At 72.0% G+C, this 22,791-nt stretch carries 11 protein-coding genes and 2 pseudogenes; 3 read left to right on the top strand and 10 right to left on the bottom strand.

What is annotated here, in order from left to right:
- Positions 1–328 precede the first annotated feature (328 nt).
- From WA762_RS32105 to WA762_RS32095, 3 genes and pseudogenes are all read right to left on the bottom strand, one after another.
- Positions 329–1,074: pseudogene (locus WA762_RS32105) on the bottom strand (IS5 family transposase).
- Positions 1,075–1,223: 149 nt separating this feature from the next.
- Positions 1,224–1,757, bottom strand: coding sequence for a VOC family protein (locus WA762_RS32100; protein ID WP_335940732.1), 534 nt, complete (start codon positions 1,755–1,757; stop codon positions 1,224–1,226).
- 363 nt (positions 1,758–2,120) lie between these two features.
- Positions 2,121–2,333, bottom strand: a pseudogene (locus WA762_RS32095) (NADP-dependent oxidoreductase); the annotation flags it as partial.
- A gap of 429 nt (positions 2,334–2,762) precedes the next feature.
- Here WA762_RS32095 and WA762_RS32090 point away from each other — a divergent pair.
- Positions 2,763–6,803 carry a Pls/PosA family non-ribosomal peptide synthetase gene (locus WA762_RS32090; RefSeq protein ID WP_335940731.1) on the top strand — a complete coding sequence of 1,347 codons (4,041 nt, stop codon included), beginning with the start codon at positions 2,763–2,765 and terminating at the stop codon, positions 6,801–6,803.
- Positions 6,804–6,891: 88 nt separating this feature from the next.
- Here the strand turns inward: WA762_RS32090 and WA762_RS32085 are convergent, their stop codons facing one another.
- The 4 genes from WA762_RS32085 to WA762_RS32070 form a co-directional block, all read right to left on the bottom strand.
- Positions 6,892–9,282, bottom strand: coding sequence for a SpoIIE family protein phosphatase (locus WA762_RS32085; RefSeq protein WP_335940730.1), 2,391 nt, complete (start codon positions 9,280–9,282; stop codon positions 6,892–6,894).
- A 359-nt stretch (positions 9,283–9,641) separates the two neighbouring features.
- Positions 9,642–10,820, bottom strand: coding sequence for an acyl-CoA dehydrogenase family protein (locus tag WA762_RS32080; protein WP_335940729.1), 1,179 nt, complete (start codon positions 10,818–10,820; stop codon positions 9,642–9,644).
- Positions 10,817–11,920 (bottom strand): CaiB/BaiF CoA transferase family protein, encoded by a 1,104-nt coding sequence (locus WA762_RS32075; RefSeq protein WP_443080731.1) that lies wholly within the window; start codon positions 11,918–11,920, stop codon positions 10,817–10,819. The genes WA762_RS32080 and WA762_RS32075 overlap by 4 nt, the downstream gene beginning before the upstream one ends.
- A 77-nt stretch (positions 11,921–11,997) precedes the next feature.
- Positions 11,998–13,506 (bottom strand): aldehyde dehydrogenase family protein, encoded by a 1,509-nt coding sequence (locus WA762_RS32070; RefSeq protein WP_335940725.1) that lies wholly within the window; start codon positions 13,504–13,506, stop codon positions 11,998–12,000.
- A 270-nt stretch (positions 13,507–13,776) separates the two neighbouring features.
- Between WA762_RS32070 and gabT the strand changes: the two genes are divergently transcribed.
- Positions 13,777–15,153, top strand: a complete 1,377-nt coding sequence (gene gabT / locus WA762_RS32065; protein WP_335940723.1) for a 4-aminobutyrate--2-oxoglutarate transaminase — start codon at positions 13,777–13,779, stop codon at positions 15,151–15,153.
- A gap of 73 nt (positions 15,154–15,226) precedes the next feature.
- Here gabT and WA762_RS32060 read toward each other — a convergent pair whose 3' ends face one another.
- From WA762_RS32060 to WA762_RS32050, 3 genes are all read right to left on the bottom strand, one after another.
- Positions 15,227–16,756, bottom strand: coding sequence for a PucR family transcriptional regulator (locus tag WA762_RS32060; protein WP_335940721.1), 1,530 nt, complete (start codon positions 16,754–16,756; stop codon positions 15,227–15,229).
- Positions 16,757–16,944: 188 nt separating this feature from the next.
- The gene (locus WA762_RS32055) at positions 16,945–18,921 is read right to left on the bottom strand and encodes a hydantoinase B/oxoprolinase family protein (RefSeq protein ID WP_335940719.1); all 1,977 of its coding nucleotides are present in this window, start codon (positions 18,919–18,921) and stop codon (positions 16,945–16,947) included.
- A 1-nt stretch (position 18,922) separates the two neighbouring features.
- On the bottom strand, positions 18,923–20,941 hold the full coding sequence (locus WA762_RS32050; RefSeq protein ID WP_335940717.1) for a hydantoinase/oxoprolinase family protein: 2,019 nt from the start codon (positions 20,939–20,941) through the stop codon (positions 18,923–18,925).
- A 185-nt stretch (positions 20,942–21,126) separates the two neighbouring features.
- On the opposite strand from WA762_RS32050, the gene WA762_RS32045 reads away from it, so the two are divergent.
- The gene (locus tag WA762_RS32045; RefSeq protein ID WP_335940715.1) at positions 21,127–22,713 is read left to right on the top strand and encodes a helix-turn-helix domain-containing protein; all 1,587 of its coding nucleotides are present in this window, start codon (positions 21,127–21,129) and stop codon (positions 22,711–22,713) included.
- Positions 22,714–22,791: the final 78 nt, after the last annotated feature.

Here is a 22,791-nt window from a genome sequence, read left to right as displayed (position 1 = left end):
CCTTGCACATCCTAATAGCCACTCACCTAGTCAAGGCCGTCCCAGCACCCAGAAAAACTAATGGCCTGATGAAGTAGGGGTCTCGGATACTGTCAACTTCATTGTCCAGTAACCGAATTTCTCCGTATTCAACCCGTCCAGGAACCCGTTCTGCGGATCTCTGAGGAAAATCTGAAAGGAAAGTAACGCGCAGCTAAATTATTTCCCTCGCTTCCAATGCCCAATACGTCGTCAATCTCCTCGCACGCAATATAAGTGAGAGGCCATAATGTCCCTCCACGATTTCAATGTAACCGTGCAGGCCTCGAACACTGAGCGTTTTCCATCCTCAAGCTGAGCTTGCCTGATGCAGGCAGAGGACAGCCTGGACGAGGACCGTGATGCGGGTTGTCGAGCAACGGAGCTTGCGTAGAAGTCGCCAGGACTTGAGGGTGGCGACGGCTTGCTCGACGAGTGCCCGGATCTTGGCGTGGGATCGATTGAAAGCGTCTCCCACCGGCTGCGGCAGGGAACACGGACCGTGCCTCCGGCGCCCTGGTAGCCCTTGTCGGCCCAGCAGTTGACGCCGGCCTCGGCAAGCGCGTCGATGATGCCGTGCTCCCGTGCCGCACGGACATCGTGGACGGCCCCGGGCAGGGCTGGCGAGGCCCACACCAGGCGGCCGGAAGGATCCGCGATCACCTGCACGTTCATCCCGTGTTTCTTGTGCTTGCCCGAATAGAAAGGCCGGTCGGTGGCGATTCTGTCAATCGGCAGCAGCGTCCCGTCCAGCAGGACGAATGCCTTCATCGACGCTGCCCGGACCGCCTCGGCGAGCGTCGGGGCAAGGGCGGCCAGGACCTCAACCGCCTCGGTGACGTAGCGGTAGACGGTGGTGGCGCCCACTCCGAACCCGGCCGCAAGCTGCACATACGGATGACCTTTGCGGAGATGGGCGAGGGCAAGCAGAGCCTGCCGCCCCGGGCTCAGGCGCCGCCACCGGGTGCCGAGACTACGGCGGTGTTCCCGCAGACGGGCGGAGAGGAAGCGGAGGGCAGAACTGGACACGTCCAGCCCGGACGGATAAACAAGCACGTGAAGCCTCTAGTAGAGACGGATTTCTTGGTCGAAAACCATCTACCAGGGGCTTCACCCGTGTGTCAGGTCAACTGGCAAGCTGGCGAAGCAGAATGAAAGCGCTCCTTGGCTAACGATCTCGCGCATGCGAACCCCGACATCATGGGTCAGCTGGTTGTCCTGACAGGTGCACTGCTGCGCCCGTGGGGTCGACCGCTGAGCTCGGCGTCGAGTGTCTCCTGAGCCACGCGCATGACCTCGGTGTATACGGGGCTTTGCAGTCGCTTCCACATCTCGCCCTCAGAGACGTCCTCAACGCAGCTGACCACCCACCAGATGTTGCCGAAGGGGTCCTTGATGCGCCCTCCGCGCTGTCCGAAGGCGTCGTCGGCCAGGGATGTGACAATGTGGCCGCCGGCTGCGACAGCCTGTGAGAACGCCTCGTCCGCGTCGGCGACAAACACGCGCAGCAGGCTCGGCATGGTGGGCCAGTCCGCGTGTCGGTCGAAGGCCAACACGACGGTGTCGCCGACTCGAATTTCACCGTGACCGATCAAGCCATCCTCGGTCGAAACCCGCCCGAGCTCCTCGCCCCCGAACGCCTGGGCTACGAAGTCGAGGAAGGCCCCCGTGTCGTCGGTGACGACCCAGGGCGCAACGGTGGTGTAGCCCTCCGGCGCGGGGGTGGTCTGCTCGGGCATCGCGGTCCTTTCGCTGATGTTGGTGGCAGCAGCGACGATAGGGGCGATTTAGGTCAGCTCCTGCCCTAAGGGCTGTCCCGTAATCCCTGACGGGCGCGCGACGACAGCTGCGGCACCTCGCGGCGTTGTCGGAACGCCCGCATACGTCCAGTATGCGGGCGCCCCTCCGCCTTGCGACGCACCACATCTGACGCCGCACACTGATCCACCACGGATTACGGGACAGCCCTTAGACCGCGGCGAGCTTGAGTCGCAACTGTGCTACCTCGCGAACGCTCGCGCCGTTCTTGCCAGCCCCCGCCATTGGCTCCTGTCCCCGTCAGCCTGAGGTTGGAAAACGCTCACTGTCGCCACGGAACCGGCAGTGCGGCAGCTAATCGACGACCTCGCGCCCAGGCTCCGCACGAAGTCGTGCTCGGCGGCGGAGGCCGTGCCGATGACGTACGCACCTCATGCCTTGGCGATCTGTACGGCGACGCGTCCCACGCCGGCCGCCGCGTGGCCCAGTACCCGTTGCCCCGGCCGTACCCGGGCGGTGCCGACGAGCACCTGCCATGCGGTGAGCCCCGCCAACGGCGGGGTCGGCCCGGAAGCCGTTCCGTATGTGTTTCGTCTCGTCCGACGGCCGAGGAACCACGCGTTGAATCCGGAGGTCACGCTGGACGCTCTCGGTGGCACACGCGCTGAGGTGGTTGCCGCGCGCTTGGGCGTCGTAAACGGTCGGGCACGGTCCCTCCTTCAGGTCAACGACACGGTGGCCGACGCGGTCGATGACACGGCATGGCCGACGACTGGGACTATCGTCGTCGGCGTGCTCGCCCCGTGGAGCATCGGTCCGGCACCCGGCGGAGCCGTCGTCCGGGCGGTTCCGGCACCGGCCGTCCGCGGCACCCGAATGCCGCCCATGGCGCTCGGATTCTTCTGTGCGACCGGTCCGCAAGCCCTTCGGCTGCGAGGGCGGCGCGCGGGTGGTCAGGGGCGCGCCGGGCCCTCAGCCCGTCTGTCATGCCTCGCGCGCATGGGAAGGACACGGAGATGCCGGCTGTTCCGGGCTCGATGCCGTCGCAGAAGGGGCGTCGACGTCTGCACTCCTTCTTCGAATCCTCGTGTGACCGCGTCCCGTCGGCCACGGCCCTTGAGTGCGACCACCATGTGTTGACCTATGCCGATGTCGAGGCACGTGCCAATCGGCTCGCCCATTTTCTGCGTGGGCTGGGGATCGGTCCCGAGTCCCGGGTCGCGCTGGTGCTGCCTCGGTCGGTGGAGGCGTATGCGGCGTTGCTCGGGGTGGGCAAGGCCGGTGCGGTGTTCGTTCCGGTCGATCCGGCGTCGCCTCCGGACCGGCTCGCCTACATCGCGAAGGACGCGGAGGTGGACCTGGTGCTGACCACGTCCGCTCACGCACCGGTCGCCGCCGGACTCGACTGCCCCGTGGTCCGGCTGGACGCGTGCGTAGACGAGCTGGCCGCCCAGTCCGCGGCCCGGCCTCTGCCGGAGTGCACCGGGACCGAGGCCGAGGACCACGACCCGGTCGCGTACATCATGTACACCTCCGGGTCGAGTGGCAGGCCCAAGGGGGTGGAGGTCGCCCAGTCGAGCATCTGCAACTTTCTCGACGTCGTGCCGCGGGTCTACGGCGTGCAGCCGGATGACCGGGTGTATCAGGGGATGACGTTCTCCTTCGACTTCTCCATCGAGGAGATCTGGCCGACGTGGACGGTGGGGGCGACTCTCGTCGCGGGGCCGCCCGGTCCCGGGCATCTGGGGGCGGAACTCGGCGGTTTTCTCGGTGACCGGCGGATCACGGTGCTGTACTGCGTGCCGACGCTGTTGGAGACGATCCCTCCGGAACTGCCGCGGATCCGTACGCTCGTGGTGGGCGGTGAGGCCTGTCCCGCCCAGCTCGTCGAGCGGTGGAGCAGGCCCGGGCGTCGGATGCTCAACACCTACGGCCCCACCGAGACCACGGTCACCGCGACCTGGGCGGAGTTGAGGCCGGGGCGGACGGTGACGATCGGAAAGCCGCTGCCGACCTACGTGGTGGAGCTCCTCGACGAGCGGCTGGGCAGGGTGTCCGACGGTCAAGTGGGTGAGATCTGCATCGGAGGCCCCGGCGTCGCCCGTGGCTATGTCGGGCAGCCCGCGCTGACGGCCGACCGGTTCGTCGAGCACCCGCTGGCGCCCGACGGCGGCAGGCTCTACCGCACCGGCGACCTGGGACGCAGGGCCCCGAGCGGCGAGATCGAGTTCCTGGGCCGGGCCGACGACCAGGTGAAGATCCGGGGCTACCGGGTGGACCTGGGTGAGATCGACAGCGCCCTGCTGGAGGACCCCGATGTGGTGGAGGCGGTCACCACGCTGGCGGACACGTCGCACGGCTCCGGGTCAGCGGGAGGCGGTGCGCTGTGCGCCTATGTGGTGCGCGCCCCGGGTGGCCAGGACGACGAGGACGCCTTCGTCGCCAAGCTGCACGAGCGTTTGCGGCACAGGCTGCCCGTGTACATGGTGCCGTCCCTTCTGGACATCCTCCCGGCGCTTCCCTCCATGTCCAGCGGCAAGGTGGACCGCAGACGGCTGCCCGCGCCGAGCGGCCGGAGACTGGTGGGCGGCGGCCCGCTCGTGGCCGCGGAGGGCGAGCTGGAGGAGCGGGTGCGGGACGTCTGGGCGGAGGTGCTCGGGATCGCGCCCGAGACCCTGTCGGTCCAGGCGGACTTCTTCACCGCCCTGGGGGGCCACTCGCTCCTGGCGGCGGAGGTCGTGTCGGCCCTGCGTGACCGCGGCATCGGCGCCAGCGTCACCCTGCGGGACCTCTACACGTATCCCACCGTGCGCGGCCTGAGCGCCCAGCTGGGCACCGGGGCGGGTGCGGCGCTCCCGACTGCTTCGCCCCGGCCTGATCCGATCCGTCACCGTACGCGCCGGATCGCCGCCGCGGGAGCCGCTCAACTGGGCTTCATCTATGTGTTGCTGCTCGTGCTGGGCCTTCCGTTCGCCTATGTGTACAGCCGTCACGGCGGACAGATCTCGGTCCAGGCCTCGACGCAGACGACGGTGGGCGCGTATCTCAGTTACGTGGTGGTGCGCTGGCTCGTGCCGGTCGTGCTCGTGCGGCCGCTGTCGGCGGGGATCCGGCCGGGCCGCTACCGCTTGTGGGGGCTGGTCTACATACGGCTCTGGGCGGTGAACCTGCTGATCGGTTTCTCCCCGCTTCCGGTGCTCAGCGGCTCTCCCCTGATGGCCGGCTACCTGCGTCTGCTGGGCGCGCGCGTCGGACCGCGCACCACCGTCGCCACCGGCCTGATCACGTTCCCGGGTCTGGTGAGCATCGGCGGCGACGCGTCGATCGGCTACGGCGTCTCCCTCACCCCGTGGCGCGTGTCGGACGGGTGGGTCACGGTCGCCCCGATCGAGATCGGCTCGCACGCCTTCGTCGGGGCGAACGCGGTCCTGGAACCGGGTGCGCGCATGGGGGCCGGCGCCGCGCTCGGCGAGCAGTCCACCATCGGCCCGGACGAGCGGGTCGGCGCCGGCACGCGGTGGGCCGGGTCGCCGGCGCGCCAGGTGACGGCGCTGGCTCCCCTGGTCGAGACCATGCTGAAGTCCCGGGGCAGCGCGGACGGATGGCGGGCGTCTCAGCGCGTCGCGTCGCTCTTCGGCCTGGTGTTCCTGGAGGTCACCGCGCTGGCGACGGCCCTTCCGGGGATCGTGCTGTTCTGGTGGGCGACGCTGAGCTGGGGCCTCGGGGCCGGCATCGTGGCCACCGTGGTGTCCGGTCCCGTGTTCGTGGTCACCGTGTGCTGCCTGGTCGCGGTCGGAAAACGCCTGGTGCTGCCGAGGGTGCCGATCGGCATCCATCCGGTGCGCTCCTGGCTGGGCGTGCGCAAATGGGTGTCGGACAAGCTCCTGGAGATCAGTCTCACCTTCACCAACTCGCTGTACGCCACTCTGTACACCGTTCCCTGGCTGAAGCTCCTCGGCGCCCGCATCGGCCGGAGCGCGGAGGTCTCCACCGTCTCGCACATCGACCCGGACCTGCTCACCCTCCATGAGGGCAGCTTCGTCGCGGACCTGGCCAGCGTGGGAGGGGCCACGTTCGCGGCAGGTCAGGTGGCGTTCGGGCCCACCGAGGTCGGGCAGCGCGCGTTCATCGGCAATTCCGCGCTGCTGCTCGCGGGGACGCGGACCGGGCCGGGGTCACTGGTCGGGGTGGGAACGGTGCCGCCGCAGGACGACGTGACCGACGGCACGACGTGGCTCGGTTCGCCCGCGATGCGTCTGCCGGTGCGTCAGAGCAGCGGTTCGTTCCCCGAGAAGCTGACGTTCCGGCCCACCCGTGGAGCGGTGCTCCAGCGTCTGGGCATCGAGTTCTTCCGCATCACGATGCCCGCGTCCGTGCTGGGCACGAGCGCCTATCTGTACCTGCTGGCGCTGTCCTGGCTGACGGGCCGGCCGGGCCTGCTGGCGCCCGTGCTGGCGACGCCGGTCCTCGTGATGGCGGCGAGTATGGCGGCCATCACGTACTGTGCGGTGGTCAAGCGCCTGGTGATCGGCGTCTACCGGCCCCGGGTCGAGCCTCTGTGGAGCCTGTTCGTGCGCCGTACCGAGTTCGTCACCGGTCTCTTCGAGGCGGCCGCGGTGCCGGTCGGTGCGGGCTTCCTGATCGGAACGCCCTACCTGCCGGTCGTTCTTCGGCTCTTCGGGGCGCGTGTCGGCAGGGGCGTCTGGATCGCCACCACCTTCCTCACCGAGTTCGACCTCGTGAGGATCGGGGACGACGCCGCGATCGGCCTGCGCGCGTCGCTGCAGACGCATCTGTTCGAAGACCGTGTCATGAAGATGTCGGCGGTCACGGTCGAGGACGGCGCGAGCGTCGGCACGCGAGCGGTCGTGCTCTACGACTCCGTCGTCGGCGCGGGCGTCCGGCTGGACGCGCTGTCGTTGCTGATGAAGGGCGAGCGCCTCGCGCCGGGGACGAGCTGGCGGGGCATTCCCGCGGAGACAGTCGTCGAGCGTCACACCACTCGGATCCCGGAGTCCGAGGAGTGAACGGGCACCGGGCCGGTGGCCCGGGCATGGGGGTGTGGCGTGCCGCGTCCCGGCCGGGGAGCGAGGGCCGGGTACGGGGCGCGGTCGGCTACTCCAGGGGCGAGGCGAGGGACTGTTCGGTCCAGATGGTCTTGCCCCGCTGGCCGTAGCGGCTGCCCCAGCGGGTGGTGAGCTGGGCCACCAGGTACAGGCCGCGGCCTCCCTCGTCGGTCCAGCGGGCCCGGCACAGCCGCGGCTGGGTGTTGCTGGGGTCGGAGACCTCGCAGATCAGCACGTTGTCGCGGATGAGCCGCAGGACGATCGGGCCGCCGGCGTGGCGGATGGCGTTGGTGACCAGTTCGCTGACGATGAGTTCGGTGGTGAAGGCGAGGTGGTCGAGGCCCCAGGCGGCCAGTTGCCCCGTGGTGGCCTCCCGGGCCTCGGTGACGATGGCCGGGTCGGCGGGGAACTTCCAGGCGGCGGTCGAGTCGTCAGGCAGCGCCCTGGTGCGAGCGAGCAGCAGGGCCATGTCGTCGCGGGTGGGCAGTGCGGTGGCACGGGAGAGCAGGGACCGGCCGGCCTCGTCCAGGGACGGCGGGCCGTCACCGTCGCACAGCGTCGCGAGGCTGGCCGCCAACCGTGACATGCCGTCCTCGATGTCCTGCCCGTCGACGGTGACGAGGCCGTCGGTGTACAGGGCGAGGACGCTGCCGGGCTCCAGCCGGAGGTTCGTGACCTCGAACGGCATGCCGCCGACCCCGAGGGGCGGACCGGGGTCGATCTCGACGATCTCGGCGCTTCCGTCGGGGTGGAGCAGAACGGGCGGCGGGTGGCCGGCGCTGGCCATGGCGCACTGGCGGCTGACCGGATCGTACAGCGCGTACAGGCAGGTCGCGCCGACAACGTTCGGCTGGGCGGGGCCGGCCTCCTCGGCGAGCTGCTGGACCAGGTCGTCGACGTGGGTGAGCAGTTCGTCGGGGTCCAGTTCGAGGTCCGCGAGGGTCTGCACCGCCGTGCGCAACCGCCCCATGGTCGCGGCGGCGTGCAGGCCGTGACCGACGACGTCCCCCACGACGAGCGCCACGCGGAGCGACGGCAGTGGGATCACGTCGAACCAGTCGCCGCCGATGTCGGCTCCGCCGCCCGCCGGCGCGTAGCTGCCCGCCGCCTCGACCGCGGGGATGTCGCTGGTGGTACGGGGCAGCAGTCGCCGTTGCAGTGCCACCGACGCGCGGTGCTCCCGGGTGTACCGGCGGGCGTTGTCCACGCTCAGCGCGGCGCGGGAGGCGATCTCCGTCAGGAGTCTTCGGTCCTCCTCGACGAAGGGGTCGGGGCGCTCGGTCCGCCAGACCACGACGGCGCCGAGCAGCAGGCCTCGCGCGAACAGAGGTGCGTAGAGGACGGAGTGTCCGCGTTCGGGGACGAACAGCGGGGCCAGGTCGCGGCCCAGTTGTTCGCCCGCCTCCTGTCCGGAGGCCAGAACGGTCTCGCCGCACCGCAGCCTGCGCAGGACGGGCGGGTCGGGCAGCGGGGGGACCGCCTTCCCGGGCCGCAGGAGGCCATCGGGGACGGTTCCGGTGGCCGAGACCACCGCGGCGCGGCGCAGGTACCACAGTCCGGCGCCGACCAGCTTGGGGGGTTCGTCGCCCTGGAACATGGCCTCCGCGAGTTCCACCCAGGCCATGTCGCCGAGGGCAGGGACGAGGACTTCGGCCAGATCCTGGGAGGTGCGGAGGACGTCCAGGGAGGTGCCGATCCGCTCGGACGCCTCGTGGAGCAGGTCCAGGCGGTGGCGGTCCCGGTCCCGGGCGGCGGAGGGCATGAGCATCGTGGCGACGCCGGTCGGCTGTCCCTGGGCGTCCTCCAGCCGGAAGGCGGACAGGGACCACTCCGTGCCGGGATCCTGTGCCACCTCCACCGGCTGCTCCCACCCGATCAGCGGCGCTCCCGTGTCCAGGACCCGGTGCAGCGCCGATGCGACCTCCGCCGTCTCCTGCGGGAAGGTCCCCTCCCCCGGGAGGGCGGCGGCCCCGCGGGGCGTCCCGGGGACGGGGGCATTGGTGCGCAGTGTGCTCAGGTCCGGGCCGTGGACGGCGATCCCGATCCGGTGCTGGGCGAACAGTGCCCGCGCGAGTGCGGTGTCCTGGCCCCACATGTCCAGGCGCCGGGCGGGCAGGGCCAGGACGAGGCTCTGCGACGAGTCCGCCAGCCGCACCACGCGAAAGGCGACCTCGACCGGGTCGCCGGAGGGGCGGCGGAGCAGCGCCCGGCCGGCCGGCGGGATCCCGGACCGTTCGGAGCTGTCGTGGCAGTGCTCGCGGGAGGGGCCGGCGAGGAGGCTCCGCACCGGGGAACCGCAGACGTCCTCGGCCGTCTGCTCCAGCAGGTCGGCGGCCGCCCGGGACCAGTGCAGCACGATGCCGCGGTCGTCGAGTACGGCCGTCGCGATGTCGTCGAACGAGAACGACCGACCCCAAGCGTCATCAGTGGATGCGCCCATCCCGCTGTCCTCGCCTCTACGGAGTTACCTCAAGGTAAGTGCATTGTGGACAATTCTGGCGCGTGCTGCTCCGCCATCGGGAGTCGAAAACACTCGTTGCCGCGCCAGGCCTCGGGGACGCGTCGACGACCGGCGGCGACGTGGCGGGAGGCGAGCGGTCCGGGAGTGCGCCGAGGACGTGGGACGGCATGGGTCGTCGGCGTGGCCCCGGCGGCTGATCGCATCCGCGTCCACGGGCGGGGCCGATCCGGTGGCGACCGTCCGTGTCATATGCGGGCGGGGTATGTTCGCGCTCGCGGCGGACGCCGGTGGCCGAGGGCTGTCCCGGCGGGGACGACGGGACGGCCCTCGGGCGCCGGTCAGCGGTAGGCGGCCTGGCCGGTGAGCGCCTGGCCGATGACCAGCGTGTGGATCTCGCTGGTGCCCTCGTAGGTGAGCACCGATTCCAGGTTGTTGGCGTGGCGCAGCGGCGAGTACTCCAGGGAGATGCCGTTGGCGCCGAGGACGGTCCGGCATTCGCGGGCGATGGCGATGGCCTCGCGGACGTTGTTGAGCTTGCCGACGCTGATCTGTTCGGGGCGGATGCGGCCCCGGTCCTTCAGACGGCCGAGGTGCAGGGCGAGCAGGGCGGCGTTGTTCAGGGAGACACTCATGTCGGCGAGCTTCTTCTGGGTGAGCTGGAAGCCGCTGATGGGCCGGTCGAACTGGACGCGCGCGTCGGCGTAGCCGAGGGCCGCCTGGAGGCAGTCGCGGGCGGCGCCGACCGCGCCGAAGAGGATGCCGAAGCGGGCCTCGTTGAGGCAGGAGAGCGGTCCGCGCAGGCCCTCGGCCAGCGGGAGTCGGGCGGAGTCGGGCAGCCGGACGTCGTCGAAGTGCAGCTCGGAGGTGACGGAGGCGCGCAGGGACATCTTCTGCTTGATGTCCTGGGTGGTGAAGCCGGGGGTGCCCCGGGGGACGAGGAAGCCCCGGACGCCGTCCTCGGTCCGGGCCCAGACGGTGGCCACGTCCGCGATGCCGCCGTTGGTGATCCACATCTTGGAGCCGTTGAGGATCCAGTCGTCGCCGTCCCGGACGGCTTTCGTCCGCATGCCGGCGGGGTTGCTGCCGAAGTCGGGTTCGGTCAGTCCGAAGCAGCCGATCGCCTCGCCGGCGGCCAGGCGGGGCAGCCACTCCTGCTTCTGGTCCTCCGAGCCCCATTTCCAGATGGAGTACATGGACAGCGAGCCCTGGACGGAGACGAAGCTGCGGAAGCCGGAGTCGGCGGCTTCGAGCTCAAGGCAGGCCAGGCCGTAGCCGACGGCGCTGGTGCCCGCGCAGCCGTATCCCTCGAGGTGCATGCCGAGCAGCCCGAGCTTGCCGAGTTCGGGGGCGAGTTCACGGGCGAAGTGCGCGTTCTCGAACCATTCGGCGATGTGCGGGCGGACCCGGTCGGCGAGGAACCTGGCGACGGTGGCCTGGATCTCGCGTTCCTCGTCGGTGAGTGCCGAGGCGAAGTCGAGCAGGTCGAGGGGGTCCTTCATCGGCGTGGCGCCGCTCATCGTGTGCTCCTTGGGTGGGTGGGGTCGGGGGTGTCCAGCCAGGCGGTGATCTCGCCGTTGTGCTCCCCGAGCCGGGGCGGTCGGCGGTCGTGGCGTGGTGGGGTGCGGGACAGGGAGATCGGGTTGGCGACGAGGTCCATTGAGGGCCCCTCGTCGCCGGTGAGCGCGGCCCGGGGTGCGAGGCCGAGGCGCTCGGCGAGGTCGAAGGCCTGGGCGAGGTCGTTGACGGGGCCGCAGGGCACGCCCAGGGGCGTGAGGTGTTCGAACCATTCGGCCGCGGTGCGGGTGGCGAGCAGTCTCCCGAGTTCCCCGGTCAGTTCGTCGATGTGGGCGACGCGGTCGGGGTTGGTGGTGAAGCGGGGGTCGTCGGCGAGGTGCGGGGCGTCGAGACCGTGGCACAGGGCGGCGAACTGGCGGTCGTTGCCGACGGCGACGACGAGCGGCCGGTCCTTGGTCGGGTAGACCTCGTAGGGCGCGATGGAGGGGTGCCGGTTGCCCAGGATGCCGGGCACCTGCCCCGCGAGGGTGTATCCGGCGGACTGGTTGACCAGGCTCGACAGCAGGGTGGAGAGCAGGTTGACCTGGACGTGCTGCCCCCGGCCGGTCGCGTCGCGGTGGCGCAGGGCGGCGAGGACGCCGGTCGCGGCGTGCAGCCCGGTGAGGACGTCGACGAGTGCGACGCCGGTCTTGACCGGCTGCCCGGGTGCGGGGCCGGTGACGCTCATCAGTCCGCCGACGGCCTGGATCAGCAGGTCGTAGCCGGGAAGGGCGGCTCCCGGACCGGTGCCGAAGCCGGTGATCGAGCAGTAGACGAGGCCCGGGTTGGCCGCTGTGACCTGGTCGTAGCCGAGTCCGTGCTTCTCCATCGTCCCGGGCCGGAAGTTCTCGAACAGCACGTCGGCGCGGCGCGCGAGTTCGGCGGCGCGGCGCCGGTCGGTCGCGTCGCGCAGGTCGAGCGCCACCGAGCGTTTGTTGCGGTTGACGGACAGGTAGTAGGTGGCCTGGCCGTGGGCGTGGGGCGGGCCCCATGCCCGGGTGTCGTCCCCGGTGGCGGGGTGTTCGACCTTGATGACGTCGGCGCCGAGGTCGGCGAGGAGCATGGTGGCGTACGGGGCGGCGAGGACGCGGCCGAAGTCGGCGACGAGGACGCCGCTCAGCGGCAGTACGGAGGGGGTGGTCACGGTGTCGGCCCTCCGGAGCCTCGCAGATAGACGGTCGTGGTGCGGGTGAAGAACTCGCGTGCGGCGCGGCCCTGCTCCTTGGGGCCGTGCGCGCTGTGCTTCGCGCCGCCGAACGGCACGTGCGGATCGGCGCCCGCCGTCTCGGAGTTGATGTGCAGAATGCCGACGTCGAGCCGGTGGACGGCGGCGGTCACGGCGCGCAGGTCGTCGGTGAAGACGGCGGCCGACAGGCCGAATTCGCTGTCGTCGGCCAGGGCCAGCGCGTCGGCGGTGTCGCGTGCGCGGCGGACGGCGAGGACGGGGCCGAACAGTTCCTCGCGCCACAGCGGGTCGTCCCCGGCCAGTTCGACGACGGTGGGCGGGAGGAACGCGCCGGTGGCGCGGTCGTCGTCGTAGGGACGGCCGCCGGTGAGGACATCGGTGCCGGGGCGGGCGGCCGCGTCGTCGACGGCTCGCTGGATCTCGTCCCTGGCCCGCAGGGAGATCACCGGGCCCATGTCGGTGTCCTGGTGGAGAGGGTCGCCGACCCGCAGGGCGGCGGCCCGTTCGGTGAGCCGGGCGAGGAAGGCGTCGGCGACGGGTTCCGCGACGACGAGCCGGGAGGTGGCGGTGCACTTCTGGCCGGTGGCGCGGAAGGCCCCGGCGAGCACCTCGGTCGCGGCGAGGTCGAGGTCGGCGTCGGCGAGGACGACCGCCGCGTTCTTGCCGCCCATCTCCGTCTGCACGGGGCGGGCCAGCCGGCCGCAGGCGGCGATCAGGTCCCGTCCGACCGACGTCGACCCGGTGAACGTCACCGCGTCCACCCCGGGGTGCTCGACGAGTCGGCCTCCCAGCCGTCCGTCGCCGATGAGCAGCGACAGCACGCCGTCCGGCAGCCCGGCCTCGACCAGGGCCTCGGCCAGCCGTACCGCGAGCAGCGGGACGGTGCTCGCGGGCTTCCACACGACGGTGTTGCCGTAGCCGAGCGCGGGGGCGATCTTCCAGGCGGGGATCGCGAGGGGGAAGTTGAAGGGGGTGACGGCCGCGATGACGCCGACCGGGCGGTGGATCACCTGGATCTGTTCGCCGGGCCGGGGCGAGGCGAACACCTCGCCCGCGGGACGGGACGCCTCGCCCGCGTAGTAGCGGAAGATCTCGGCGGCGCGCCGCGCCTCGCCGATCCCCTCGGCCCGGGTCTTGCCCTCCTCCCAGGACAGTTCCTCGCCCCACTGCTCGGCGTGCGCGTCGATGACGGCGGCGGCCCGATCGAGGATCCGGTCGCGTACGTGGTGGGGGGTGGCCGCCCATCGGGGGAAGGCGTCGCGGGCGGCGGCGACGGCCTCGTCGAGGTCGTGGTCGAGGGCGAGCCGCCCGAGGGCCACCGTCTCGTGGGGGCGTGCCGGGCTGGTGTCGACGAGTTCGTCGCCGTCGCCGGGCCGCCACCGTCCCGCGACCAGGTGCCGCAGGGTCCGGGCCGGCCGCGGGACTCCGCCCGCCGCCGTGCTGCTGCCTGCACTGTCCCGCATCGGCCTTCCTCTCCATGACTCCGTGCGCGTCCGTGGCTCCCGTACGCGCCCGTGGGCCCAGAGGTTCCGGGGTCCACAGGCCCGTGCCACGCCGCCCGTCGGAGCGCCCCGGGCGGTGAGGACGATTCTGGGGACCGCGCGGGCGCCACCGCACTGGACGGGATGTCCTGTGTCCGGGGGCTCGGGCACGCCGTTCCGTCCATGGCCGCGGCCGTCGTGGCGGTGTTTGGCTCGGTGCCCCCATCCCCGCAGTTCCTCGGAGGACCTTCCATGCCCCGTGCTTCCCGACCGGTCGGCGGTCCCGGTCTCACGCAGGTTCGACGGATCGTCGGCGAGATTCCCGGCCCGCGCTCGCGCGAGCTGCTGGCCCGTCAGCGCACGCTGGTCCCGGCCGGTGTCGGCGCGACGCTGCCGGTGTTCGTGGAGGCGGCCGGCGGCGGAGTGATCGTCGACGCCGACGGCAACTCCTTCATCGACTTCGGCAGCGGCATCGCCGTCACGACGGTGGGCAACTCCGCCCCGGCCGTGGCGGAGCGCGCCGCCGCGCAGCTGCGCCGCTTCACCCACACCTGCTTCCTGGTCAACCCGTACGAGTCGTATCTCGACGTGTGCGCGAAGCTCAACGAGTACGCGCCCGTTCCCGGGGAGAAGCGCACTCTTCTGGTGAACTCCGGGGCCGAGGCCGTGGAGAACGCCGTCAAGATCGCGCGGGCGGCCACCGGGCGGCCCGGGATCGTCGTGTTCGACCACGCCTTCCACGGGCGCACGCTGCTCACCATGAGCCTCACCGCCAAGAACAAGCCGTACAAGCAGGGCTTCGGCCCCTTCGCGCCCGAGGTCCACCGCGCCCCGATGGCGTACCCGTACCGCTGGCCCTCGGGTTCGGCCGACTGCGCGGAGGAGGCCGCCGACGCCCTGGAGGATCTGCTGGACCGGCAGGTGGGGGCGGACAACGCGGCAGCCGTCCTCGTCGAGCCGGTCCAGGGCGAGGGCGGGTTCATCGTGCCCGCGCCCGGGTTCCTCCCCCGGGTCGCCGAGATCTGCCGGGCGCGCGGGATCCTGCTGATCGCCGACGAGGTCCAGACCGGCATCGCCCGCACCGGGCACATGTTCGCCTGTGAGCACGAGGGGATCCGGCCCGATCTGGTCACCACCGCGAAGGGCCTGGCGGGCGGGCTGCCGCTGGGCGCGGTGACCGGCCGGGCGGAGCTGATGGACGCGGTGCCGGCCGGCGGGCTGGGCGGCACCTTCAGCGGCAATCCGGTGGCCTGCGAGGCCGCGCTCGGGGTGTTCGCCGAGATCGAGGCGCACGGTCTGCTGGAGCGGGCTCTCGCGATCGGTGACACCATGCTCGGCCGTCTCGACGCGCTGCGGGACGCGCACCCGGTGATCGGGGACGTGCGCGGCCGGGGCGCGATGGCCGCGATCGAGCTGGTGGAGCCGTTCGGCGACCGGCTGCCGGCGCCCGACCTCGCGGCGCGGATCGCCAGGCGCTGCCACGCGGACGGGCTGATGGTGCTGACGGCGGGCAGTTACGGCAACGTGCTGCGGTTCCTGCCGCCGCTGTCGATCCCCGACGACCTGCTGGTGGAGGGGCTCTCGCTGCTGGGCGAGGCCGTCGCGGCGGAGGCCGCGTCCGCCGTGTGACCGGCTTTCGCACCGGTTCCCCAAGGTCGCCGGCGGGCCGGTGCCGCCCGGTCGCCCCGGCCGGGCGGCGTCGTCAGTCGCGGCGGCCGGGCTCCTGCCATGCCGACAGCGCCAGCAGGAGTTCGGCCCGGACGTGGGCCGAGTCGAGATCGATGCCGAGGAGCTCCCGGATCCGTTCCAGCCGGCCGCGCAGGGTGTGCCGGTGCACGCCCAGGACCGCGGCGGCCGCCTCCCACTGCCCGTTGTGTTCGAGGAACGCCCGCAGCGAGGCGACCAGTTCGGCGCCGCGCCGGGCGTCGTACGCGGCGAGCGGGCCGAGCCGGGCCTCGGCGATTGCCTGGAGCGCCGCCCTGGTCTCCGGGGCGGCGGCGAGCGTCCGCCCGGCCAGCGACTCGAAGGCGACGAGGTCCGGGCAGCCGCGCGCCCGCGCCGCCGAGGCTGCGTTCATGGCCTCGCGGAGCGCCGCCGGGCCGTCGCCCGGATCGTGTACGCCGCTCAGCCCGGCGCAGCCGCGCGAGCGCGGCCGGGCGGGTCCGCCGTCCGCGATGGCGCGTGCCGTGTCCGCGTGGGTGCCGGGCAGCAGCACCACCGCGCATCCCCGGTGCACGGTGCCGAACAGGGGCAGGCCGCGCCGGGCCAGCTCCTCCCCCGCCCGCGTCAGATCGCGTCGCGGGTTGCCGCCGCGCAGCGCTAGGACGCGGACGCCGTCCCGGAGCGGGAAGCCCGACCCGGCGAGGTGGTCGGCGCAGGCCGCCGCGGGGATCGCGCCGTCCAGCAGCATCCGCAGGAACATGCCGTTCACGCGGCTCTGCTCGTCGCGCAGTCGCAGGGGCTTCTCCGCTTCCAGGGCGATCAGCGACGCGGCGTGCCCCAGCAGCAGGTGGTCGACCGTGGTGAGGGGGCGGTCGGCGGTCAGGACCAGGCGCCCGTGCACCCGGGGGCCCACGCGCACCTGCTGTACGGCCACCACCCCGTCGGGGCCGGTGCTCACCGCCGCCGCGGCCCGGTCCGAGGAGCCCAGGCCGGTGCGGCCGCGGGGGTCGGGAGCGCGGGCGCCGGGCGGGTGCGAGGCCCGTGCGGCGCCGTCGTGGTCCAGGAAGAGGACAGACGCCGCGGTGGAGACGGCCAGCTCGCGCACGACGGCCTGGGCGCCGCCGTGGAGTGCGGCCCTGGTCATCCGGGGCTGGACCCGGGACGCCTGGACGACGCCCTCGTACTGCAGCTCGGCGAGCCGTTCCATGACCGCCTTGGTGACCGCCGCGAACGGCGTGGGCAGCGGGACTTCGAGCAGGGGCAGTCCGGTCTCCTCCGCGGCCGCCACGAGGGCGTCGGGCACCCGCGCGTGCGACAGGCCCACGCCGAAGCCGACCGCGGCCACCCCGGCGTCGGCCAGCTGCCGCGTGTAGTGCTTGCGGGCCTCGTCCGGGCCGGGGAGCCGCAGGCCGGTGGTGAGCACGAGTTCCCCGCCCCCGAGCCAGGGCACCGGGTCCGCGAGTTCGATGCTGTGCGCCCAGTCGACCTCGCGGTTCAGGTTGTCGTGTCCGGCGAGCACCTTCAGGCGCAGGTCCTGGCGTCGCAGCAGCCAGGTGAGGGGTACGCCCACGCTGTTCTTCTCCGTTCGGCCGGTGGTGCGGGGCCGCGGGGCGCGCGGCCGGTCTCCGCGAGGTAGAGGTAGCACATCGCGGGGACCGGCCGTCACCGGCCCGCCTGACCGGGCCGCGGCCCGTCGGCGCTCCGGGGAGGGCGCCGACGGGCGTTCCAGGCGGGGGCGCCCGGAGCGTGGTGGCGCGGTCACTCCCAGTGGGCGAGCGCGCGGTCCCGCAGGGTGCGGCGGAACTGGTCGGTCGTCTCGCGGAGCAGCTCGCCGGTGCCCCAGTCGACGACGACTCCGTAGCGGCGGATCATGTCGAGCATGTCCACCTCGCCGGCGCGGTAGCGTTCGGCGAGTTCCTCGGGGTCCTGGGCGAGCCAGTCGGCGCGGGCGGCGGCGATCTCGGCGCGCAGGGCGTCGGTGGCCTCCTGGTCGAGTTCGTACTCGTCGAGTTCGGGGCGCACCGGGCGGATCACCACGCCGTAGTCCTTGGCCGCGCGTTCGAGCGAGACATAGCCGTCGACGACGTCCTCGACGACGAGGGCGGGGTCGCGCCGGAGCGGGTCGCCGTATCCCCCGCCGCCGGCCGAGGGGCGGGTGAAGGTGTCGCCGGCTTCGACGACGACGTTGGAGAAGACGCTGCCGAGGAAGCGTTCCTCCTCGGTGCCCTTGTTGAGCCAGACGCCGTGCGGGACGGAGGGCAGGCCGCCCTGGATGCCCCAGGTGAGGGAGCGGGCGCGGTCGCAGCAGTACGACATGACGGTCTTCTCGGCGTCGGTGAGCAGGCCGCCCTTGTCCACGCCGCAGCCGCCGCGGTACGTCCCGGGGCCGCCGGAGTCGGTGGTGATGCTGTGCGTGGTGGTCAGGACGGGGCACAGGCGTTCCTGGCCCTCCAGCGGCTGCACGGCCAGGCCCGGGCCGAACACCGGGGACGTGGCGTTGGAGCCGTCCTTGGTGCGGCGGCCGCCCCAGCCGCCGGCCATCCAGTCGTACCACATGAAGTACGGCCGTTCCTCGTGTCTGCCGTCGCGTCCGCCGACCAGGAGGTATTCGAGGTTGAAGGAACAGGCCATGGCGCGTTCGGGCAGGATCCGCGACCAGATCTCGATGATCGCGTTCATCAGCTTTTCGTAGGCCCCCGAGCAGAATCCGGTGACCGCGATCGGCCAGCCGGCGTTCACGACCGTGCCCTCGGGGCCGAGGTCGCCGAGGACCACGCGGTAGAAGCCGGAGTTCAGCGGGACGTCGGGGAAGAAGGTCTTGGTGCCGGCGTAGAGCGCCGAGTACGTGGCGCCGTAGCCGCTGTTGAGGAAGGTGGCGACCGCGGGGGCGCTGCCGGACAGGTCGTAGTTGACCGTGCTGCCCTCGATCGTCATCCTCACCCGGATCGGGACGAGGCCCTCCGCGCCGCCGGGGTCGGCGTCGAGGTGGTCGACGGCCTCCCAGGTCCCGTCGGGCAGTTCGGCCACCTTGCCGCGCACCAGGTCCTCGACGTAGTCCTGGACCTCGGCCATGGCCGCGACGACGGTGTCCCGCCCGTAGCGGTCGACGAGGCGGAGCAGTTCGCGTTCGCACACGGCGGTCGCCTCGGACTGGGCGTGCAGGTCGCCGAGGCCGACGAACGGGGAGCGGGTGTTCTGCACGATCAGCTGGGCGACGTCGTGGCGGAAGACGCCGCGGTCCCAGATCTTGAGCGGCGGGATGCGCAGGCCCTCCCCGAAGTGCTCCTTCGCGGTGACGTCGAAGGAGCCGGGGACCGTGCCGCCGACGTCGGCCCAGTGGCCCTTGTTCTGGGCGAACCCGATGATCTCGTCGCCGGCGAAGACGGGCCGGATGAAGCTGATGTCGTTGAAGTGGGTGCCGCCCCGGTAGGGGTCGTTGATGGCGAAGACGTCGCCGGGGCGGATGTCGTCGCCGAAGTACTCGATGACGGCCTTGCACTGGAAGTGCAGGGTGCCGACGTGCACGGCGATGTCCTGGCTGCCCTGCATGACGGTGTTGCCCCGCGCGTCGCACAGCGCGGAGGAGAAGTCGCGGCAGTAGATGACGAAGGAGTAGCAGGTCCGCAGGATCTGCTCGCTCATCAGGTCGACGGAGGTCGTGAAGGCGTTCTTCAGCACCTCGAAGGTGACCGGGTCGAGCGTCCGCGCGTGCGGAGGGTGCTCGGTGGTGTTCACGTCAGGCCTCCCGGAGGTGGATGCGGATGTTGAGCCAGGCGTCGATCTCGGCCTCGGCGCGGGGCGGGACGACGGTGGTGGAGTCCAGTTGCTCGACGATCGCGGGGCCCTGGACGCGGGTGCCGGCCGGGAGGTCGTCGCGGCGGTGGACTCCGGTGTCGGTCCAGCCGGTGCCGGGGAACCAGACCTGCCGGACGGTCGCCGGTTCGGGGGCCGTGCCTTCGACGGGGTCGTGCGGGGCGAACGCCGGTTTCGGCGTGACGCCGGTGGCCCGCAGGCCGAGCTGGTAGATCTCGACCGGGGTGTCGTCCCGACGGAACGCGAACTCGCGCTCGTGCTCCTCGTGGAAGCGCTCCACCGCCTCCGCGAGCGCGCCGGGTCCCGTCCCGCAGGGCACGACGAGCGAGCGCCACTGGCCCTGGTAGCGCATCGAGGCGTTGCGTTCCAGCACCGCGTGCTCGGGCGCGACGCCCTCGTGGGCGAGGCGCTGCGAGGCCTCCCGTTCCAATTCCTGGAAGACCCGCTCGAATTCCTCGGTGTCGGCCTGGTGCGCCAGGCAGGAGAACATTGCGGACAGGTCGTGCCGGATGTCGACGAGCAGACAGCCGAGTGCGGAGGTGACGCCCGGGTTCGGCGGGACGATCACGGTCGGGATGCCGAGCTCGCGGGCGACCTCGGCGCCGTGCAGGGCGCCCGCGCCGCCGAACGCGACGAGCGCGAAGTCGCGGGGGTCGTAGCCGCGCCGGATCGAGACGAGCCGGACCGCGTCGGCCATGTTGGCGTTGGCGACCTCGACGATCGCCCCCGCTGCCTCGGCGAGCGGGAGCCCCAGCGGCTCGGCGATCTTCCGGAGGGCCTTCTCCGCCAGTTCGGGCCGCAGCGACTTGGCGCCTCCCGCGAGGCTGGTGCCGAGCCGGCCCAGGACGAGGTTGGCGTCGGTGTTGGTGGCCTCCTCGCCGCCCGCGGCGTAGCAGGCGGGGCCCGGTGTCGCGCCGGCCGACTGCGGGCCGTTGCGCAGCGAGTCCGCCTCGTCGATCCAGGCCAGGGAGCCGCCGCCGGCGCCGATGGTGAGCACCTCGATGCTGGGGAAGGTGATGGGGTAGCCGTACTCGACGGACCACTCCTTGGTGGTGCGCAGCTCCCCCTCGTGCACCAGGCAGATGTCGGTGCTGGTGCCGCCCATGTCCAGCCCGATCGCGTTCGGGTGTCCGCACTGCGCGGCGACGTGCCGGGCGGCGATGGCGCCGGCCGCGATGCCCGAGGCCGCCAGGCGTACGGGGAACCTGCCCACCATCCGCGGGGTCATCGATCCGCCGCCCGAGTGCAGCAGGAGCAGGTCGCCCCGGTAGCCGCCCCGGCTCAGGCGGTCGGCCAGGCGGTCGACGTAGCCGGTGACCAGCGGGGCCAGCACGGCGTTCGCGACGGTGGTGTTGAACCGCTTGTACTCGAAGATCTCCGGCAGGATCGCCGCGGAGGTGGACACGCTCGCCTCGGGGAGCTCCTCGGCGAGGATCTGCGCCATCCGCAGTTCGTGGGCGCTGTTGGCGTACGAGTTGACGAAGCACACCGCGACCGTGGTCACGCCTCGGCGGGCCAGCAGCCGGGCCAGGCCGCGGGACTCCTCCTCGTCGAGCGGGGTGACGACGCGGCCCTCGGCGTCGATCCGCTCCGACACCTCGAAGCGGTCACGGCGCCGGATGTAGGGGCGTGCGACGTCGGAGTAGGCGTCCCAGAGGTCGTCCTTGGTGCCGTCCCGGATCTCCAGTACGTCCCTGAAGCCCCGCGTCGTCACCATCGCGGCCGCCGGGAAGCGGCGGGTGATGAGGGCGTTGGTGGCGACGGTCGTGCCGTGCGAGAAGAGGCCGACGTCGGCGAGGTCGATCCCGGCCCTCTCGACGCCGGCCACGACCGCGCGCATCGGGTCCTCCGGGGTGGACGGCACCTTGGTCACGCGGGTCGTGCGCGCCCGCTCGTCGAAGATGCATACATCGGTGAAGGTGCCGCCGACATCGACAGCCACACGAAGTTCTGGCTTTGGCACAAGTGCTCCTGATGTGGTGAGCGCCGCGATTGCGGAGTGGTGAACAGAATGGGGAAGCGTCGGCCCCGGGTCGATGTGCGCTCCGCCAAACCGATGGGTCAAGGGTTGTGCCGCAGCACAAAAGCTGGTTCGCTGCGTGCGTGCCACGGGCCCGGAACATCACTGTGCGAACGCTGCTCGGGGAGCGTCATCTCGGTCTGCGGACCGTCAACGAGGCGGATCTCGACCGCCGTGTCCACGGCGCGCACTCGATGGAGATCGAGGGCCCCGGGAAGTGGTTGCGCCGGGACTGGCTCATGCTCACCACGGGCCTGCGGTTCGTCGGCCTGCCGGACGCCGAGCGGCACCAGAGCGCCCTGGTCGAGGAGCTGGCGCGGAGCCGGGCCGCGGCGCTGCTCTTCGGCGTCGGCGTCCATTTCCAGGACGTCCCGCCCGCCCTGCGCCGGGCCGCCGGGGCCGCGGGGCTGAACCTGCTCGCGGTCGACCCGTCGGTGCCGTTCCTGCAGATCGAGCAGTACGTCCACGAGTCGGAGCTGTCCTCGGACGCGCATCTGCTGCGTCAGCGCCTGCGCATCCAGGAGGACCTGCTGGAGGCGCTGGCCGCGGACCAGCCGATCAGGGCGCTGGTGCACCGGATCGGTGCGCTCACCCACGGTTCGGCCATCCTCTACGAGGAGTCCGGACGCGTGGTCGAGTCCACCGGCCAGGGCCCCACGGTGCTCATCTGGAGCGCGGTGCGCGCCGGCAGCAGCCACGGCGGGCGGCGCGGCTTCACCGTCGGGCGCTGGCATGTCGCGGCGCGCCCGGTGGCGCTGCGCGGCGTCGGGTACTGGATCGCCATCGCCTCGCGCCGCGAGCAGGTCGTCGCCGAACTCGGGCAGCCGATCCTGGACGCGACCCAGAAGCTCCTGGGGGCGATGAGGGGCCTGCGCGCCCTGACGATGGCCCAGTCCGTGACCGAGGCGGCCGAGATCCTGCGCACGATCCGCTCGGGCATGACGCCCGACACGGTCGGCCGCGTCTGGAACCGGTTGCGTCCTTTCCGCTTCGAGCGGAACCGGATGATGCGGGCGTTCGTGGCCGCCCCGATGACCGATGCGGCGCGTCCGCGCGACGACGCGCCGGTGCCCGCGCATCCCGACCCCAGGGACGTGCTTCTGGAGACGGCCCAGACCTGCGGTCTGCCGCTCGTCCTGGAGGCCGACGAGGCGGGCGGGTTCAGCGGGCTGGCCGGTGACCGCGTCGTCCTCGACGACTGGCTCCGGGAAGCGGCCCGCACCCATCATGTCGGGCTGAGCGAGCCGTTCGAGGATCTCCATCTCGCCCGCGCCCGGACCAGGGACGCCGAGCGTGCCCTGCGGGTGGCTCTGCGCCGTCGGCACACCCGCCCGGGAGCGGGCGCCGCCGGGCGGGTCGGGCGGCCGGGGTCGGTGCTGCGGTTCGAGGACATCGACCTGGCCGGCTGGCTGCTGGCGAGCCGTGACGACGCCGCGGTCGCCGCCAAGGCGCATCAGCAGCTCGGCCCGCTGCTCGCCCATGAGGACCTCGTCGACACCGTCGTCGCCTTCCTCGGCTGCGGGCTCGACGTGCGTGCCGCGGCCGAGCGGCTCTACGTGCATCCCAACACCGTGCGGTACCGGCTGCGCAAGGCCGAGGATCTGCTCGGCGCCCCGATGACCTCGCCGGCCGTCATCACCAATCTCTTCCTCGCCCTGCACGACAGGGTCGACGCCGTGCCGAAGGCGGACTGAGCGGTATCGGCACGGTCGGCGGGCCCGGGTCCGGCCCGGGGCGCGGGAGGGCCGCCGCCCGGTCGGCCGGATGCCGGA

Origin of the sequence: Streptomyces tyrfis, from assembly GCF_037034285.1 — a bacterium.
GTDB lineage: Bacteria > Actinomycetota > Actinomycetes > Streptomycetales > Streptomycetaceae > Streptomyces.
The sequence above is the reverse complement of the archived record's forward strand: the minus strand, read 5'-3'. Positions and strand labels throughout refer to the sequence as shown.

What these genes read in the sequence shown, in the direction of transcription:
- WA762_RS32080 (WP_335940729.1), bottom strand. Translation starts at nt 10,820, where the DNA reads ATGAGCGGCGCCACGCCGATGAAGGACCCCCTCGACCTGCTCGACTTC.
- WA762_RS32070 (WP_335940725.1), bottom strand. Translation starts at nt 13,506, where the DNA reads ATGCGGGACAGTGCAGGCAGCAGCACGGCGGCGGGCGGAGTCCCGCGG.
- WA762_RS32090 (WP_335940731.1), top strand. Translation starts at nt 2,763, where the DNA reads ATGCCTCGCGCGCATGGGAAGGACACGGAGATGCCGGCTGTTCCGGGC.
- WA762_RS32075 (WP_443080731.1), bottom strand. Translation starts at nt 11,920, where the DNA reads ATGCTCCTCGCCGACCTCGGCGCCGACGTCATCAAGGTCGAACACCCC.
- WA762_RS32085 (WP_335940730.1), bottom strand. Translation starts at nt 9,282, where the DNA reads ATGGGCGCATCCACTGATGACGCTTGGGGTCGGTCGTTCTCGTTCGAC.
- gabT (WP_335940723.1), top strand. Translation starts at nt 13,777, where the DNA reads ATGCCCCGTGCTTCCCGACCGGTCGGCGGTCCCGGTCTCACGCAGGTT.
- WA762_RS32100 (WP_335940732.1), bottom strand. Translation starts at nt 1,757, where the DNA reads ATGCCCGAGCAGACCACCCCCGCGCCGGAGGGCTACACCACCGTTGCG.